Genomic DNA, 16,732 nt, shown 5'->3' with positions numbered 1-16,732 from the left:
GTTACCAGAGGCATGCTCGATCGATTCAGTTGGGCTGTAATAGCTGGTTATTGGTTACTGTTTTATAAATCTGATCAGTGCGGGAGCGCCTGTTGTTCGTTTTAATATAGCCATATACAGGCCATTCTTTAAGTTATTAACGGGCAATAAGATCTTATGCCATCGCCATCCAGGTCACCCGCAGCAATAGCATACGTCAGAATGCCTGTTCTTATCTCCTGGTGAGGTGCAAATGATAACAGTCCGCCAGAACCCGTATTTCTTAGTAAGGAAACAGATGCCGGTTCTCCACTGATGCTGTAATTATTGGCAGTTGCCACATCAGGTTTACCATCATTATCAAAATCCGCTATGGCAATACCGTTGGGATGCAAACCGGTAGTGGAGTCTATAGGTGCACTGTATTGAAAAAAAAGATAAAGTAATGAGCAGGCAAAATAATGACCGGTGAACGCGATGAGTTCCCGGGGCGGATTCGTTAGAGATCAGAAAAAAAACTTTCATATGGCGTAAGTGCAGACAGCGTTTTAGGGGTTTGTAGGCGAAGATACTTCCTGCTGGCGTCAATTGCAATAGCGGTAATAAGTGTGTTGTTTTGGCAAATGATCGTGCTGATTTTGAGGACAAGTGTGTAAACGGAAAAATAACCAACCGGTGCAAACGCAACAGATTTTATGAAATAATAACCGATTGATTATATTGTGTTACAATGAGAAAGACGATTGTTCTGCTAATACTTTTTGTTCCCTTCATAGCTGGCTCACACCCCCGGCGAATAGTGATTACAGTTGATATTTGTGTCTACGGTGGTACTTCGGCCGGTGTGATCGCGGCTTACACTGCCCGACAATTGCATAAAAGGGTGTTGTTGGTTGAACCGGGTTACCGGCTGGGCGGGTTATCGTCGGGCGGGTTAGGCTTTACTGATATCGGCAATAAATACGTAGTATCGGGTCTGGCCCGGAATTTTTATCGGCGGGTAGGCAGTTATTATGGCCGTTTTGAACAATGGATATTCGAACCTAAGGTAGCCGAGTCAATATTCCAGGACTATATAAAAAGATCAGGCTGCCAGGTAATTTATGGTAACAGACTAAAGAAGCTGCAGCATAAGGGTGCAGCCATCAGTTCGATAGAATTAGAGAATTCAACAGGGAGTGCCGGTTCTGTTATCGTTGTCGCCAAACAATACATTGATTGCTCCTATGAAGGGGACCTAATGGCTGCGGCTGGTGTAAGCTATACCACTGGCCGCGAACCAAACACGCAATACAACGAAACGGTTAACGGAGTGCAGTTGAAAGACAAGCATCAGTTTCCCGATGGTGTGGATCCTTACAAGGAACCTGGAAGACCTGAAAGTGGGTTGCTTTGGGGCATAGACAACGGGCGGCTGGCTGAAATAGGTAGCGGTGATAAAAAAATACAGGCATATAATTTCAGGATTTGTCTAAGCAATGACCCCGCCAACCGGCTGCCAATTACCCGACCTGTCGGCTATGACTCCACCCGCTATGAATTATTACTTCGATACCTGGCGGTACAGCCTGCTAAAGACCTGGGCGGCATTCTAAAAATGGACCTAATGCCCAACCATAAAACAGATATCAATAACAACGGCCCTTTTTCCACCGACATGATCGGAATGAATTATGATTATGCAGACGGTGATTATACAACGCGCGCCCGCATTATTAAGCAACATGAAGTGTACACAAAGGGGCTTTTGTATTTTATAGGGCATGATATGCGTATGCCAGAACAACTGCGCAAACAAATGCTTCAGTGGGGTTATCCCAAAGACGAATATAAGAACACCGGTCATTGGACGCCACAGCTTTACATACGTGAAGCGAGGCGTATGCTGGGCGCTTATATCATGACCCAGGCTAACTGTCAGGCAAGAGAGGTCGTGGACGACGGGATTGGTATGGCGGCCTACACCATGGACTCGCATAATTGTCAGCGGCTTGTGGTAAATGGCATGGTAAAGAACGAAGGAGATGTACAGCAAAGAGACGTACAGCCCTACCCGGTGTCTTATAGATCCATTACACCCCGGGCCTCGGAATGTACCAATCTGTTGGTGCCTGTATGTCTTTCCGCAAGCCATATGGCCTATGGCTCCATTCGCATGGAACCCGTGTTTATGGTATTGGCGCAATCGGCTGCCGTGGCTTCCTGTATGGCTGTCGATCATAAAACAAGTGTGCAGAAGGTAGACGTAAAAACGTTGCAAACTACTTTGAAAAATAACCCGCTGGCGGACAATAGTACGCCTGAGGTGCTGGTCGATAATGATGATCCGCAGACCGTTGTTACCGGCGAATGGAAAAAAGAAGCCACCGGTGGCTACGGGCCGTCTTTATTGATCAATACCAGCAAGGGGGCAGCTGTAGTCCGCTTTACGCCAGTTATTACAAAGGCTGGTAAGTACAATGTGTATTTCTATTGCCCCAAAAGGCGGGATGCTTCAACAGTAATGCAGGTACACCTTTTCGATGGCAATAAATCTATTCATAAAAGGATCAATAAGAATGACCTTGAAGTGAAGGGTCAGACTTCCGGTGAATGGGTGCTGCTGGGTACCACAGAACTCCCGGTGGGGAACAACGCTTATGTAGAGGTGTCAAATGAAGACGCGGATGGCGCCGTAGTGGCTGATGCTGTTTTGTTTGTACCGTAGCGAAGCAACCAAACTGTGCAAAAACAACGGCGGCACAATTTTTTATTCAGATATACCAAAGCATACTATATGAAAAAGCTATCAATAATTGTTGCTATGCTTATGGTGATTGGTGTCTCCATTAGCTCCTGCAGTGCCGGTGCACACATAGGTACCAAACATCATGGTGTAAGTGCCGGTGCACAAGCTCATTAAGGAATAAAATCAATAGAAAAATGTACTGAAGTGGTATATTAAATCAATCCCTTCGGTGGAATAATTGTACGCAGCCCGCGAACGCGGGCTTTTTCTGTACTGGTTGGGAGAATAATAAATATTGGGCACGAGGCTGGGATATTTGATGAGAAAATAAAAAAAGTCTGTAAATCAATGATGATTTACAGACTTGAAAATAAATTATTCATGCATTAATTCTCCCTGTAATAATACTTTGTAATAGTCGATTTGTCCGCGCTTACCAGGCGTTCTATGGGTAAACCTTTATTATTATATGTATACATAAAGGCCGTTGTTGTAGTACTTGTACTGGTACCATTGACCAAAATTTTGGTTGACTTTTTAAAGCTTTCAGTTATGTTGTTTTTGCAATAGCCGGGCGCTACAAAGCCTTCTATCCCATCCGTTCCATCAACAACCGTAAATAGGGCAATATTCAAATTCGCCAATGGATTTATTTTATTGTCGTATTTAAATTTATATTCTTCGATATTGCCGGTCAGCGTTGTATTGTAGCCCGTTATATTATTGCCATCTATAAACATCGTGTCTTTGGTTTGCCGCAGAGAACCAGAATAGGTATTGTTATGGGTTGCTATAATTTTATCAGCAGACCAGGCTAATTCTCTTTTATAGTAGCCGGTGTAAGTCCGCCAGGTACCTGTTGAATCAGCTGCCAATACACCTGAATTGGTATAATAATGGTACACATCGCTGGAAGGATATCCTAAAGGAAGTTTAAAGCCGATTGTTTTATAAGGGTTTGTTCCATTACCATTATAAAAGCATTTATTGGTTCGTACAATATATGAATTTATGGCTCCATTTACTGAATCGCCGGATGAATAGACGATCTCGGTTACCCTGTTTAGACTGTCATATTTAAAGTCGATAATCTGAATGGCTTTTTGCGGTTGTGCGGCATCCCATACCATCACTTTTGATACTAATGTAGAGCCTGAAGCTGTATCGTTGGCGTCATCTTTAGGTTTTTTGCAGGAAAAGATGCACAATGCAAACAGGATAACAGGCAAACTACTTAACAAACGGTTCATATAGTAAAGATTAGATATAAATTTCGGCCTGGCAAGATATAAAGCGTTTTACAAATGGCCAACGCTTTCTAAATGGATTAATGTATTTAATTGAAAGATATATAAACGGGGATTCACTATAATCATCCCAGGTATGATTTTCACGAAGCCAATAGAAGCAAACCCGATGGCCTGCTTCTATTCTTATCTATCAATTCTCGGATTGCGTTAAAAGCCTAACACCTTATTTTATAAATGTTGTGCTTTGCGATTCACCGGTTTGGGTATCTGTAAGCTTTACTGCATATGAACCGCTAGGCAGCATGCTAACATTCAGCTGTACCTGGCTGCCTGCGTTGTTTAATTTCTGTTTTTGAAGTACTGCGCCAGCCATATTCACCAGTACTACTTCCTTGTTTATAAAATTATTGCCTGTCAATTTCAGGTAAACAAAATTCTTGGCCGGATTGGGCGAAAGGGTTAGGCTACTTGCCTGGTCCCGGTTTTCAATTCTTACCAAACCGGTTGAAGCCGTTGAGATGCGGGCGGGCGTAAGGCCGGAATTACTCTCAGAAATACCTACATCAGGAACACCGCTGTAAGGCACATCTTTACCCCAAAAGTCTTTTACAATGCCGGTCCATTGTCCCCAGTTAACAGCACAAGCAGTTGGCCGCAGATCGTAATTCCAGGTAAGCGGATCGTAAGAATAAGTATTTGCAAACACCTCTACATCCTTAGGAAGGTTTTGTTCCGACCAATCCGGTTCAAACCCAATGCCACCACCATTTAAATGAAAGATGTTGCTCTGATGGATCAATTGCGGACCATTAAAGGGTTTAAAATTGGGATCGGTGATATTAGAAGAAGTGTTGATCCAGAAAATATTATTCTTCATGGTAAGCACATTCGACACCCAGGGGGTAGACATAATGCCAATAAGATTCCTTACATCGGGAAGGCGGGGCGATTTTGTTTCAACAATATTATTATTGAACAATTGGAGGTTGCGGACATCTAGGGCAAACACACTGGTGGAATTGATCCAGCATACATGCCCGTTATTTACAAGAAGGTTATAGCCAACGAGGTTATTGAATGCATGACCACCCCAGCTGCTGCCAAATTCCATAAAACCGATATTATCGCTGGCTGTGTTATATAATATTTTGTTATCAGAAACATCGCCATACATTTCAATAGCACCACCGTCGAGATTAAAATCGTAGCTATTGCTCCAGCATTCGTGAATTTGATTATGGGAAATGGTATTGTTAGAACCGCCAACCACGATACCTACGGCTCCAAAATCGTCCCACATTTGATAAGGCGTATTGATGATCATGCGCAGGTTGCGGATGGTGCAATTGGTAATGGTATTGTCGCTACCGCCATCTATATTAACACCGGCGCCTAATCGTGAAATGGTGCAGTTCCTAATAACATTATGAGAACCGCCATCGCCAGGACCTTTATAAATGTAAACCCCGTAACCTACATTAGCAGTACCACTACGGTCATAATCGGGGATAGTATAGTCGGTCATTTCAAAACCATCGATAACGATGTAGTTACATTGATTCAGCCGGATCATTACACGGTTATAGATCATTGGATCGGGGAAGTTGCCCGGATTGAATTTAAACAGAGGCGCACTACCTTCACCATATGGCATGAACGTAATGGGTGCACCATCTCTGCCACTACTGTTGATAGACAAGGTCCCCGTATATTGTTGACCGCGCCTGAAGTAAACATTATCACCAGGTTGAAAATAGTTAATCGTCCACGGAATGTCGTTAATGTCGTGCCATGGATCATCGTAGGTGCCGAGGTTTTTCCCGGAGGATGATGGGTCTATATAATAATTAGTAGCATTGGCACAAAACGATGTTGCAACAAAAAGCAGCAGGTTGAGGAACCGTAGAATTGACACTTTCATAGTTTTTCAAATAGTAGTAAGGTGGGATAGACCCGAAATACTGTGCCATTCAGGAAATTGGATGTTACGAAATGCGGAAATAAATAACCATTCACGATTTATTTGCCTTGGCAAATGCTTATTTCCGATTGTCCATTGCGTTGAGCAGATCCTCAACTGCAATTCCATTAATAGTCATTCCTTTGATATTGCAGTTTATCAGCTCAATACTGCTAAGATCGCAATTCGTTATACGCACATTACTCAAATTGCAGTGGTTAAACTGGCTGCCATGCAATTCACAGTCCTCAAAACGTACAGGACGCATGGTGATATTTGGCACGTGCATAGGATGATCTTGGGGTGGCATCCCGATATTGTGGATATAGGCTCCGCCCAATTGAGCGCCTTCTATTTCCAGGTCGCTGAGGTTGGCATTGGCAATTTTCATATTGCTGGCATTAACATTAATTATAGTAGTACCCGCCATCATCATATTTTCCAGATGGCTGTTACTCATACAACCATTAATGAACCGTGAATTTTCCAGATTAAAATCAACTGCGTCAATCTTTTTTGTAGCGTTGTGTACGGTAAGGATGTCCATAAGAATAGTTTTTGATTAATATAATTCATTATACATAACAAAAAGCCGTTGACAATAACAACTTCATGCTGTTAGTTTCGTAAATGTAAACAGCTCTCTTAGTAGTCAAAAGGGGATAAAGTGACATTTTGAAGGGGCAATTGTGCCTTAATCTACTTTCCCGCCCGTGCTTATGGTTTTGATATATTCGAAATAGCTCGTACATTCATTTATAGATAAAGACTTTAACAATGAAATTCAGGACCTGGTTCTCTTCTGTAGCAGTGGTAGTATTTCATTCCTGTTATTCTCCCGCCCAGGTTGTCCTCCATAATAAATCCGGAACTGACAAAAATATCCATGTGCTTTATCCTGCCAGTCATCGCCCCGTTATTGCCACAGATTCACTGCAAGCATACGACCATACGCTGACGGAACATGAGATCAGTACCCGTGACATTTACCGCTACGGACTTGCTATACCGCTGGAAAATATTGATACGGTAAACAGAAGCTACTCATTTTTATTAAAGAATAAGCATCAGGTGATCGTAGAAAGTAGCTGGCCAGTAAGAACACTGCCCTGGGGACAGGCATTTATCATTAACGGTTCAGATACGATTGTCCTTCAACGAAAGGGGAAGCCGTTTAAGAGAAGAGGAGGCAGTTGGATTTTTATCATACAATAGCTGCACAATATGCATCCGCAGTTTCGATCGCGAGGCTAAACTCGTATTATTACCAAACTAAACGATTACTCCACAACTGGCTCAACCATCGTGGCGGTAATCGCGTTTGGTCATGGGAAAAGATCAAAAAGTTAGCGGAGGAATGGATGCCATTAATGAAACCAAAAATCTATTACAGCCGACTTTTAGCGAAACTGTAAATGGAGGAACCGTGTGCAGGAAAGCTGCTCGCACGGGTCTGTGGGGGAGCGGGGAGGCAACGAACCGCTCTGCCCGGAACAGGTTTTTAGAAAGTCTTGTTGATATACAGCGAGAAGGCAACTTTAGAACAGGGCTGGTTACTACCTGCATACCTGATCTGTGTCATAGAATAAACGGCATTAATAAAATGGAAGGCTTAGTCGAAAATTTATTAAACACTTTCTACAGAATCTATGCAGTCTTTTACCTATAGTTCCGTTTGGAGGATTTAATGAAATTCAAAGACTTAAAGATGTAGATTAATTAAGTAATGTTGTAAGAATACACGTTCTTAACTTTGGCTCCCATACTCAGGAAGATAACAACTATATTGTTATAAAAAATAAAGGCTGTGAAAGTTAAATGGATAATAGCTATATCTTCTGTTGGAGTAGCAGCTTATATACTTGCAGACATATTTCATGAAGTAGTAGGACATGGTGGTACCTGTCTGATAATTAGGAACAAGGTTGATCTCATAACTTCTGTCTGTTTTAAAAGTAATCCCGGTAGTTTTCTTACAGATATCGGCGGCCCAATAACTAATTTATTATTTGGTTTATTAATACATGCTTTTCTTAAAAAAAGAAAAAGTCATGCTCTTCTTTCCACGCTTTTTCTGCTGAATATAATGGCTTATAACCTATTCTGGTTTTCGGGTACTTTATTGCAGTCTGGCTTAAGTAAAGCCGGTGACTGGACTTATACAATAAAAGAATTAAATATCGGAACAATAGGAAAACCTGTTCTGGTAATTGCCGGCACTATCGCTTATTTGCTTTCCATAAAAATTATCTGGTTGCATGTCAATAGAATCGGGCTTGTTTTTGCCGAATTCCCATTGAGACAAAGTATTGTCTACTCCTACTTTGCTGCAGCAATTGCAGCAACTATTGCCGGCTTATTTTTTAAATACGATAGAATACACGCTGCATTTGAAGGGTTGCTCGAAATGTCTGGATCGCTACCTGTTATGTTTATAATCCCAGGTATACAAACAAAAGTCAACAATTACGAACTCCGGGCGAGCCAGATCGTTATCATATCGATATTCATTTTGTTTATTATTTTTTGTTTTACTCTTGGTAGAGGAATATTCTAATAAAAGTTGGAATCCTATTTGGGATGTTCTCGTTTGCCTTTTCAAAGGCTTCGTAAAAAAATGCTTTATTTACTGGTACCTGCAATATGAACATATTGACTAACTTTTAACGAGAATATTTCAGACCCCCAAAGCCTGCCTAGACGTAGCCACTTTATTCCTGCTGCAATTTCTTCAAAAGTAATTCCAGTTCCTGCTTTTTGGCTTTATATATATTATGCTCCCATCCGCTTGAAAAAAAAACAATCATAAAAAAGAGAAACGCTCCCAACATTATCCAAACTGATTTTCCGGCTTCCCAAAAGCTTAAAAGTATCAATATTCCAATAGGCAGTATGTTCCAACGCATGATAATGGAAAGGCGAACCTGGTAGCTTGCTGTAGTAATGGCATATTTCAGGTCACCAAGTACTGAACGGTCAAAACGTTTTTGTGCGCTTATCCTGCGAATGCGGTTTATCAATACATACAAGGCGCTGCCAAACATCCATGCTGCTAAAATGTACATAAACAAGGTGTTCTGCTTAATAAGATTATTCCACAAAATGAAGCCTCCTGCAGCGGTATTTACAATCATTGTTAACCACTCACTGAAACGGGCAATATGAATGACCTGGTATTTTTTTGAGACAATGCGTTTGTGCAATGCGTTTTCGTTGATAGCAAACAGCGGCTGAATATTTTGTGTGTCCCAAATTTTCTGTAATTCTTCAAATTCCATTTTTACTTATTTTTTTTGAATGAATTATGAGTTGTTTTTTAATGCGATTAATTTTTACACCAACATTCGTTTCTGTAATACCCAGTATGGCGGCCATTTCTTTGTAACTGTAACCATCCAGTAGCAATAAGATAATAGAGCGATCAATTTCATCTAATTGACGAATGGTTTTATAAAGCCATATCATGCGTTCATCAATCAGTTTATGATGCTGTAATAAAATATCCGGCAGGTTTTCAACCGTATTATTGGTATCCCTGTATTTTTTCTCTTTGCTTACCCAACTGATCGCTGTGTTAAGTGCTATACGGTAAATCCAGGTAGAAATGGCTGATTCCTGCCTGAAAGTTGGAATGGATCGCCAAACCTGAATAGTAATTTCCTGGAATAAGTCTTCCCGGTCCATAGGTGTATATCCATAGGCCTGAACTATTTTAAAGATGAGACCTTTGTACTGGTGTAGCCACTCTGTAAAAATATGCTGGTGTTCCCGTTCGGTCACTGGGCGTAGTTTTTTATTATTAGTCCCGGTAAAGGAATGATTTCTTACAGGAACGGGAAGCAATTACATATTTTATTGCATTAGAATTTAACTATTAGTTGATTGCAGTAGATATACAAATGAGCAATTTCATTAATTGGTTCAGCAGTCTGCCGGCACTATCAGGATATTACCAGAGACAACGCATTTGGTCATGGGAAAAGATCAAAAAGTTAACGGAGGAATGGAGGCCACTGGAGAAGCCTAGGATCTGTCACAGCCGACTTTTAGCGAAACTGTAAATGGAGTGACTGTGTGCAGGAAAGCTGCTCGCACGGGTCTGTGGGGGAACGGGGAGGCAACGAAGCGCTCTACCCGGAACCTGTTAATACAGGAGTTATTAGGATTTCAACAGGTTATAGATATTTTAAAACTCAATAATAGAAAGTGGGGGCATGCTGTAGCGATGTCTCCATTTGCAAGTGCAATTGTATAAGCATCTACTATTTCATTAGCTGTTATAAAACAACACTACAGCTCTATCGGTGTTATTTCAAAACCTGGTAAGGGCGCTCGACTTTTTATTTTACCCTGCTTTATCCGTGACCAGTTTTTGAAGAATTTAATTGAGTCATGGTTTTGAACATGGTTATTTTACTAGAAACCTATGGCTTGCGGATGCAAATTTGTAAGAATGGCTCAGAAAAAAAGCCCCATGCGGGGCTTTCAAATTGGCAGTAAATTATTTAATAATTGTTTTCATTATAACTATTCCTGTTATTGAAACCGCCCTGGTCACTATTTCGCGAAGACCTGCCTTCTTTTGGTTTGGCTTCAGATACGCTGATAGACCTGTTTTCAACCGTTTTACCATCCAATTCTGCAATTGCTTTTTGGGATGCAGCTTCATCAGACATTTCAACAAAGCCGAAGCCTCTTGATCTGCCCGTTTCGCGGTTTGTAATAACTTTAGCTGAGGTAACTTCTCCATAAGGAGCAAAAAATTCTTTTAAGTCTTCATCCTGAACGCTGAAGCTTAAATTGGAAACATAAATGTTCATTCCATGAAATTAAATGATGAGTAATTTCTGAGGAAAGCAAGAAGTAAGAAACTAACTATAATGCAGATGTACTAAGCAATGTAATTAATGGATACTAATGCGAGGCTCAAAATAACTGGGTGAAGCTAGTCTTAATTTACTGAAGTAACTAATCGAATTTGTTAAACCATTGCCATATTTACCATTTAGCGTTTATCCGGGATTCATTAACGGAAACCAGCTTGCCATCAAACATTGTTTGGTTAAGCGATTCTATCGCCTGGCGGGCTTCTCTGTCAATAGGCATTTCGATTATTCCATTACGTTTTGACCGGCCGTTTAATTTATCCCTCACCACTTCAGCCGATGTTACACTACCAAAGGAGGAAAATAATTTTCGCAAATCACGATCCTCGGTATTCAAACTAAGATTTAAGATCTGTATGTTCATATTGGCTATTTGATAATACTATTTAAGCCACGATACGGTGGCCCTTAACGCTACTTGAGTTGTTAGCCGGAATTGTTTCTTCCACACTGATGTAGTAATTCATAAACCGGCTGTTATTGAGTTCACTAATAACAATCTGGCCTGCCTTATATTCTATTTCAACCAACGCCATTCCCTCTGAGTAGCCGTTTTGCGCATTAATTACTATCCTGGCCTCAGATACCAAACCAAACGGATGAAGAAGATTTACCAGCTGGGAAGCGGTAGTGAACCTGTTCAAATTGCTGATTAATAAACGCATACTATTTAATTTACTTTGTTAAGGGAAGTGACGAGGTAAAGTGTAGGAGAGCAGATAAGAAATTACACAATAGAAGGTCAGCTTTAAAGGTACGCTTTTTTGCGGTAACGATCTATTTTATTATTTGAGGTTACAAATCATCCCCTTTTAGAAGAACAACCCCCAAAGGTTAAATGGTATTTGTGTTGTTTATTGAGCTACCTTCACTATATATGAAATTACAGGTTAACAGGATCAATGTGCGCTTGGATCCAGATGTAAGAAAAGTAATTCCCCGTTTTTTTAATACAGGTGATGAACGTTCCCGGACGCTTATTGACAGGGTGATGCTGTTGTCAGACAGTCAGGTAAATGAATTATTATTACAGGTTCAACAAGAATTTTATAAACGCTATAGTAATATCCGGCTTGTTTTTGAAATGCATTTTGAATTGGTAAAGCACTTGTTAACGGAAAAGGAGTGCCTTGCTTTATCCTTCGAAAAAAAATTGTTAATAGGGTCTTATTTTACCATGGAATATTCATTGGAGCATGCGGCTTTGTTCAACCCTTCTATCGTGGAAGATCCAGACCAGTCCGATACGGCAGCGGGGGAAAAAAATGTGATCGTCAGTTTCAGGGCTACAGGGGAAGGTCATATATCTTCGCTTGTATTTAAACGGGCAAAACTTGATAAAAATGCAAAGATCCATTTTGAGCCTTCCGGGAAGTATATGAACCAGGGCAGAATTACTCAACAGAAACGGAATAACAAAAAAGCATTTAAGGAATTATTATCCCAATACCCATTTCCGGAAGAGATTCGCACCGATATTTTAAACCAGTTGAAAGATACTTTTTCTTATAGAGAGATAGAATTGATCTTAAAAAATGCCCTGCAGCATATAGAGACCGGAATGGCGAAAAACAAACTTAAATATGATATCCTCAGCCTGGTAAATACCAGTTATGAAGTTCATTTTTTGCAGGAATCTTTATTGTCGGAAAGGGTTATTTTCCCGGCAACCTTTACTGAAAAGAACGGTATTGAAGATGCCCGGTTTATAAAATTTACTGCCGAAGACGGCGCTGTCACTTATTTTGCCACCTATACAGCTTATGATGGTTCTTTTATTTTACCACATTTAATAGAAACAAAGGATTTTTTACACTTTAAAATGTCGCCTCTTCACGGAAAAGCGGCTGTTAATAAAAACCTGGCTTTGTTTCCCAGGAAAATCAATGGTCAATATGCCATGATCTCCCGTGTTGACGGAGTTAATAACTATATAATGTTCTCTGATGACCTGTATTTGTGGGAAACAGCTATGTTACTACAACAGCCCATGTATCCATGGGAATTTGTACAAATAGGCAATGCCGGATCACCCGTAGAAACGGAAAAGGGATGGCTGGTAATAACCCACGGCGTGGGGCCTATGCGTAAATACTGCCTCGGTGCCAGCTTGTTCGATTTAAACGATCCAACCAAAGAGCTGGGACGCTTAAAAGAACCGTTATTGATGCCTGATGAGGATGAATGGCACGGTTATGTACCCAATGTGGTTTACTCTTGCGGAACTATCATCCATCAGAACAATTTATTTATTCCTTATGCCATATCTGATTATGCTACCTCATTTGCTACAATCCCATTGTCGACGTTATTACAAGCTATGAACTAAAGTTACAAACCACAGCGTTGATGGGCCACCTTTTCGTACAATTGCATATAATGTATGGCCATTACCTGGCTACTGAATTTATCCAGGGCATGTTCCCGGCACGCCTGTCTGCTGATCGATTTAATGTTATCCAAAGCTATCACTGCCTCTTTGATGTTCCGAACTATAAACCCTGTTCTTCTATCTTTGATCAGTTCCGGCATGGAGCCACGGTTAAAAGCAATTACTGGTGTGCCGCACATCATCGCTTCTGCTACGCTAAGCCCAAATGGTTCCTCAAAATTAATTGGGTGTAATAATGCCAGCGTATTCGCCAATAGCTCATTACGCAGCGCAGGCCCAACATTGCCTTTGTATATAATTGACGTATCATTGAGGTAAGGAACAACTTTTTCTTTAAAATAATCTTCATCCTGTACGAGGCCGCAAAGAATTAATCTTTTATTTGATTGAATGGCAATCTGGATAGCCTCATAAGCGCCCTTATGCGGATGAAATCTTCCAAAATACAACAGGTAATCTCCTGCACCCTGGCCAAATTGAAACTGTTCTTCATTAATACCGTTGTAAACGGTATCGAGGTACTGCAGTTCAGGGTGCCTGTTGCTGTGGCTGATTGATACATACGATGCGTGCGCATTATATTTTTTATATACCGGAACAATTTGTTCAGAAGAAAACCCATGAATGGTGGTAATAACCGGGCACCTGATTAATCGGGAATAGGTGAGGGGAAGAAAATCAAAATGATTGTGTATGATGTCAAATTGTGAAGCTTGCTCCATAAGATTGGATATATGCAGGCATTCCCAAACCTTTGCATCGGCAGGATGTTCGCCTAATGATGTTCTACACACCGATTGCAGTTTTGCCTTCGTAACAGAATCTCCGGTGGCAAATAAAGTAACATCCATCCCGTTTTTTACCAATGCTTCTGTTAAAACAGAAGCCACCTGTTCCCACGGACCATAATTTACAGGCGGAGTTCTCCAGGTTATTGGTGCAAGCATCGCTATTTTCATGCTGATAAAGTTGAGGCTACCACCAGGTGCGATATCCAATAGGCCAGAGTGCTTTCAGCGCCCTGGTTTAAATTAATTCCTTCAGTATGCAAGCCGTCTGCGCATCCCCCGGTTGAAAAATCGTACAGGGAAAGCCCCATATCATTATCGCCCAGGAACCATTGGTAGCATTTATACATGCGGGCCAGGTACAATTGTTCACCGGTAAGCCTGAATGCCTGTTGATAAAATAGTACCATTGCCATTGCGTCTATGCCCTGTTGATCAAACGTGGCTATGGGGCCACCCTGTTTATGCCATCCGAGGTTTCCAATTGGTCTGAATGTATCATAAAATACTTTAGATTCCAGGAAAGCCATGGATTCAAAGGCGATCGTCAGGAATTCATCCTGTTGAGTTACTTCAAATGCATTTAATAAAGCCAGCGGCAGCATGGCATTGTCATAAGTAAGAATGGGTTCAAACCAATGCCAGTCGCTGCTTTTGCTATGCTTATACATGGCAACCATTTTATCGGCAAGATTAATTACCATATTTCTTTTTCTGTCATCGGGATATTGATATTTAATAATCTGGCTAATGCCTACAATGGTATTGGCAATACCGCGGAGAGAAGTAAGTTTATTAACATGCGGGTATGCTTTAGTAAATATTCCATGAGCTGTTCTGGTCAATAAGTGAGATGGACCTTCATTGATCAAATAACCCAGCGCCATCATGGTTCTTCCGAATGAATCCTCTGAACCCCGGTCTTCTGTGGCTGTCATCGTGTAACTCAAAAAATTTCGGAAATATCCGTCTTCGCTTTGCATGTAATGAATAAAACTCAGGTAAACCAGCAAAAGGTCGTGGGTAATCTGATCTCTCTTATTATTCTTACAAGCCCAAACAGCAAATAGCAAAGCGCGTGCATTATCATCGATGCAATAACCTTCTTTTCTGTTAGGCATTGCAAACAGGGCGTGCTGAATAATACCGGTTTTATCTGTTAAATTGCTGATATGCTTGAAATTTAAATCAGGCATTTGTGATATTGTAAACAAAGCTGGTTGTGATAAAAGCAGCGTATCATCTGTGTTCATAAATTTTTTTTTAAAATCTGGCTATTAATTGGTCGGTCACCCCGGTTTTAACAACCGGTTTTTTCAGAATTGTATGAAACAATTCCAGATGTTTTGCAGCAACTTTTTTCCAGGTGGTATCTTTTGTTTTTAAAGCCGCATGATGCCCCATTTGTATTCTTACGGTGTTATTCTGTAGCAGGTAAATAGCATTTTCTGCCAGTTCATGTTCCTGGCCCGGTTCAATGATAATGCCGGTTTTTTCATCCAGCATTTCTTTTGCCAGAACGAATGAATTGGAAATAATGGGGCAGCCTGCACTCATGGCATATAGAAAAGTACCGCTTACTGCTTGATCGGGGTCTCTTGAAGTGAATAGGTATATGTCCGTCAATGCCAGATATTCCATTAGTACCTGGGTTGGCACATATTCATTCACCAGCCGTACATTATTCTGGAGGTTATTGTCATCGATTAATTTTTGTAGGTAGTTACGGTATTGTTCACCTTCCTTTTGCAGCAGGTTGGGATGCGTAAGTCCCAATACAATATAAATGGCTTGCGGAATTTTTTCACAGATCTCTTTCATGGCCAGTATTCCCTTTTCTATTCCTTTATTAGGGCTTAATAAGCCAAAGGTGGTTAGCACCTGATTATGTATAAGATCGTATTTATACTTCAGGTCATTAGGATCGATTTTACTATTAGAAGGAGTGCCGTGTGGTATAATTATGATTTTTCCTGGGCTCAGCTGGTAATCGGCTGTCAATAACCTGGCAGAGTTGGAAGTCATTACGATTATCTTATCGGCCAGTAATCCTATTTTCTGAACCAGTTTTAATCTTTGTTCATCAGGAGCTGGTAACACCGTGTGAAACCGGATGATGAAAGGTTTATCAAGCAGCGCCAGAAACCCCAATAAAAATTCACCAAGGTTACCGCCATATAAGCCAAATTCATGTTCAATGCAAATAAGTTCAATTTGGGGATCATCATTGATTTCATTAGCCGTTTCAATGCAGGAGGTTAAATTATAACTATCCATGACGATTGAAACCGGTAACGGATATGGGTGAGCTATGGCTTTTTTATAAAGCGCACAAACAGAGATTGAAAAATCTTCGTTTAACTCCGAAGCAATTGAAGCCGTAAGGTCCTGTGTAAAACTTGCTATGCCACATTTTACAGGCGGGAAAGTGCTGATGAAAAGTATTTTTGATCGTGAATGAGAAATTGTCATACTAATATTTTTTAGTAATTAATAAAGGGACAGTACTGACTGGCTCAATGCAATAAGATGTTACCTGGAGTGAACAGGACTACAATTAATTGTAGTTACAAATCGGATGAGTCAATATGAAGGATCTGTGGGATTATCTTCAAAAGAGTAAGTGAAGGTAGTCTATTTATTCGACTGCAACTATTAATTTACGAATAGTCAGAAAATGCACGTGCCTTTAAGAGGTAACTAACTCCATTTTTCTCCCAGCACAAAAGACACCATATAGATGAGCTTT

Annotated in this window: 18 protein-coding genes; 6 read left to right on the top strand and 12 right to left on the bottom strand. The window is 40.7% G+C overall.

All coding sequences use genetic code 11. The features are described 5' to 3' along the window. Positions 1-128: 128 nt before the first annotated feature. Positions 129-374 (bottom strand): FG-GAP repeat domain-containing protein, encoded by a 246-nt coding sequence (locus J7I42_RS17455; protein ID WP_209140124.1) that lies wholly within the window; start codon positions 372-374, stop codon positions 129-131. Positions 375-709: 335 nt separating this feature from the next. On the opposite strand from J7I42_RS17455, the gene J7I42_RS17450 reads away from it, so the two are divergent. Both J7I42_RS17450 and J7I42_RS35385 read left to right on the top strand, forming a co-directional pair. After that, positions 710-2,686 carry an FAD-dependent oxidoreductase gene (locus tag J7I42_RS17450; RefSeq protein WP_209140123.1) on the top strand — a complete coding sequence of 659 codons (1,977 nt, stop codon included), beginning with the start codon at positions 710-712 and terminating at the stop codon, positions 2,684-2,686. A 69-nt stretch (positions 2,687-2,755) separates the two neighbouring features. Further along, a complete protein-coding gene (locus J7I42_RS35385) occupies positions 2,756-2,881 on the top strand; it encodes a hypothetical protein (protein ID WP_262898133.1) in 126 nt (41 codons plus the stop codon). Between the two features lie 212 nt (positions 2,882-3,093). Here J7I42_RS35385 and J7I42_RS17445 read toward each other — a convergent pair whose 3' ends face one another. From J7I42_RS17445 to J7I42_RS17435, 3 genes are all read right to left on the bottom strand, one after another. Continuing rightward, complete coding sequence (locus J7I42_RS17445) at positions 3,094-3,957, bottom strand: hypothetical protein (protein ID WP_209140122.1); 864 nt, start codon at positions 3,955-3,957, stop codon at positions 3,094-3,096. A 223-nt stretch (positions 3,958-4,180) separates the two neighbouring features. Continuing rightward, on the bottom strand, positions 4,181-5,878 hold the full coding sequence (locus J7I42_RS17440) for a T9SS type A sorting domain-containing protein (RefSeq protein ID WP_209140121.1): 1,698 nt from the start codon (positions 5,876-5,878) through the stop codon (positions 4,181-4,183). 118 nt (positions 5,879-5,996) lie between these two features. Continuing rightward, positions 5,997-6,464, bottom strand: a complete 468-nt coding sequence (locus J7I42_RS17435) for a pentapeptide repeat-containing protein (protein WP_209140120.1) — start codon at positions 6,462-6,464, stop codon at positions 5,997-5,999. A gap of 230 nt (positions 6,465-6,694) precedes the next feature. Between J7I42_RS17435 and J7I42_RS17430 the strand changes: the two genes are divergently transcribed. The 3 genes from J7I42_RS17430 to J7I42_RS17420 all read left to right on the top strand — a co-directional run bounded on the left by J7I42_RS17430 (position 6,695) and on the right by J7I42_RS17420 (position 8,474). Beyond that, positions 6,695-7,132, top strand: a complete 438-nt coding sequence (locus J7I42_RS17430; RefSeq protein ID WP_209140119.1) for a hypothetical protein — start codon at positions 6,695-6,697, stop codon at positions 7,130-7,132. A 112-nt stretch (positions 7,133-7,244) separates the two neighbouring features. After that, positions 7,245-7,586: a hypothetical protein gene (locus J7I42_RS17425; protein WP_209140118.1), complete on the top strand. Its 342-nt coding sequence runs from the start codon at positions 7,245-7,247 to the stop codon at positions 7,584-7,586. Between the two features lie 138 nt (positions 7,587-7,724). Next, the gene (locus tag J7I42_RS17420; protein ID WP_209140117.1) at positions 7,725-8,474 is read left to right on the top strand and encodes a hypothetical protein; all 750 of its coding nucleotides are present in this window, start codon (positions 7,725-7,727) and stop codon (positions 8,472-8,474) included. A gap of 154 nt (positions 8,475-8,628) precedes the next feature. Here J7I42_RS17420 and J7I42_RS17415 read toward each other — a convergent pair whose 3' ends face one another. The 5 genes from J7I42_RS17415 to J7I42_RS17395 all read right to left on the bottom strand — a co-directional run bounded on the left by J7I42_RS17415 (position 8,629) and on the right by J7I42_RS17395 (position 11,468). Next, a complete protein-coding gene (locus J7I42_RS17415) occupies positions 8,629-9,195 on the bottom strand; it encodes a hypothetical protein (RefSeq protein ID WP_209140116.1) in 567 nt (188 codons plus the stop codon). Next, the gene (locus J7I42_RS17410; RefSeq protein ID WP_209140115.1) at positions 9,185-9,697 is read right to left on the bottom strand and encodes an RNA polymerase sigma factor; all 513 of its coding nucleotides are present in this window, start codon (positions 9,695-9,697) and stop codon (positions 9,185-9,187) included. Before J7I42_RS17410 ends, J7I42_RS17415 begins: the two co-directional genes overlap by 11 nt. Before the next feature lie 725 nt (positions 9,698-10,422). Continuing rightward, positions 10,423-10,737 (bottom strand): RNA recognition motif domain-containing protein, encoded by a 315-nt coding sequence (locus J7I42_RS17405; RefSeq protein ID WP_209140114.1) that lies wholly within the window; start codon positions 10,735-10,737, stop codon positions 10,423-10,425. 178 nt (positions 10,738-10,915) lie between these two features. Then, positions 10,916-11,167 (bottom strand): RNA recognition motif domain-containing protein, encoded by a 252-nt coding sequence (locus J7I42_RS17400; RefSeq protein WP_209140113.1) that lies wholly within the window; start codon positions 11,165-11,167, stop codon positions 10,916-10,918. Positions 11,168-11,189: 22 nt separating this feature from the next. Continuing rightward, positions 11,190-11,468 carry an RNA recognition motif domain-containing protein gene (locus J7I42_RS17395; protein ID WP_209140112.1) on the bottom strand — a complete coding sequence of 93 codons (279 nt, stop codon included), beginning with the start codon at positions 11,466-11,468 and terminating at the stop codon, positions 11,190-11,192. A 212-nt stretch (positions 11,469-11,680) separates the two neighbouring features. Between J7I42_RS17395 and J7I42_RS17390 the strand changes: the two genes are divergently transcribed. Beyond that, on the top strand, positions 11,681-13,132 hold the full coding sequence (locus J7I42_RS17390) for a glycoside hydrolase family 130 protein (RefSeq protein ID WP_209140111.1): 1,452 nt from the start codon (positions 11,681-11,683) through the stop codon (positions 13,130-13,132). Positions 13,133-13,134: 2 nt separating this feature from the next. Here the strand turns inward: J7I42_RS17390 and J7I42_RS17385 are convergent, their stop codons facing one another. Genes J7I42_RS17385 through J7I42_RS17375 form a run of 3 tightly spaced genes read right to left on the bottom strand, consistent with a single transcriptional unit; the run spans position 13,135 to position 16,455 of the window. After that, positions 13,135-14,154 carry a glycosyltransferase family 4 protein gene (locus tag J7I42_RS17385; RefSeq protein ID WP_209140110.1) on the bottom strand — a complete coding sequence of 340 codons (1,020 nt, stop codon included), beginning with the start codon at positions 14,152-14,154 and terminating at the stop codon, positions 13,135-13,137. Then, on the bottom strand, positions 14,151-15,236 hold the full coding sequence (locus J7I42_RS17380; RefSeq protein WP_209140109.1) for a hypothetical protein: 1,086 nt from the start codon (positions 15,234-15,236) through the stop codon (positions 14,151-14,153). Before J7I42_RS17380 ends, J7I42_RS17385 begins: the two co-directional genes overlap by 4 nt. 10 nt (positions 15,237-15,246) lie before the next feature. After that, positions 15,247-16,455, bottom strand: coding sequence for a glycosyltransferase (locus J7I42_RS17375; RefSeq protein WP_209140108.1), 1,209 nt, complete (start codon positions 16,453-16,455; stop codon positions 15,247-15,249). Positions 16,456-16,732: the final 277 nt, after the last annotated feature.

The sequence above is a fragment of the Niastella soli genome, assembly GCF_017742245.1.
GTDB classification, from domain to species: Bacteria; Bacteroidota; Bacteroidia; order Chitinophagales; family Chitinophagaceae; genus Niastella; species Niastella soli.
Note: the sequence above shows the minus strand (reverse complement) of the source record. Positions and strands in the feature narration are given on the sequence as shown.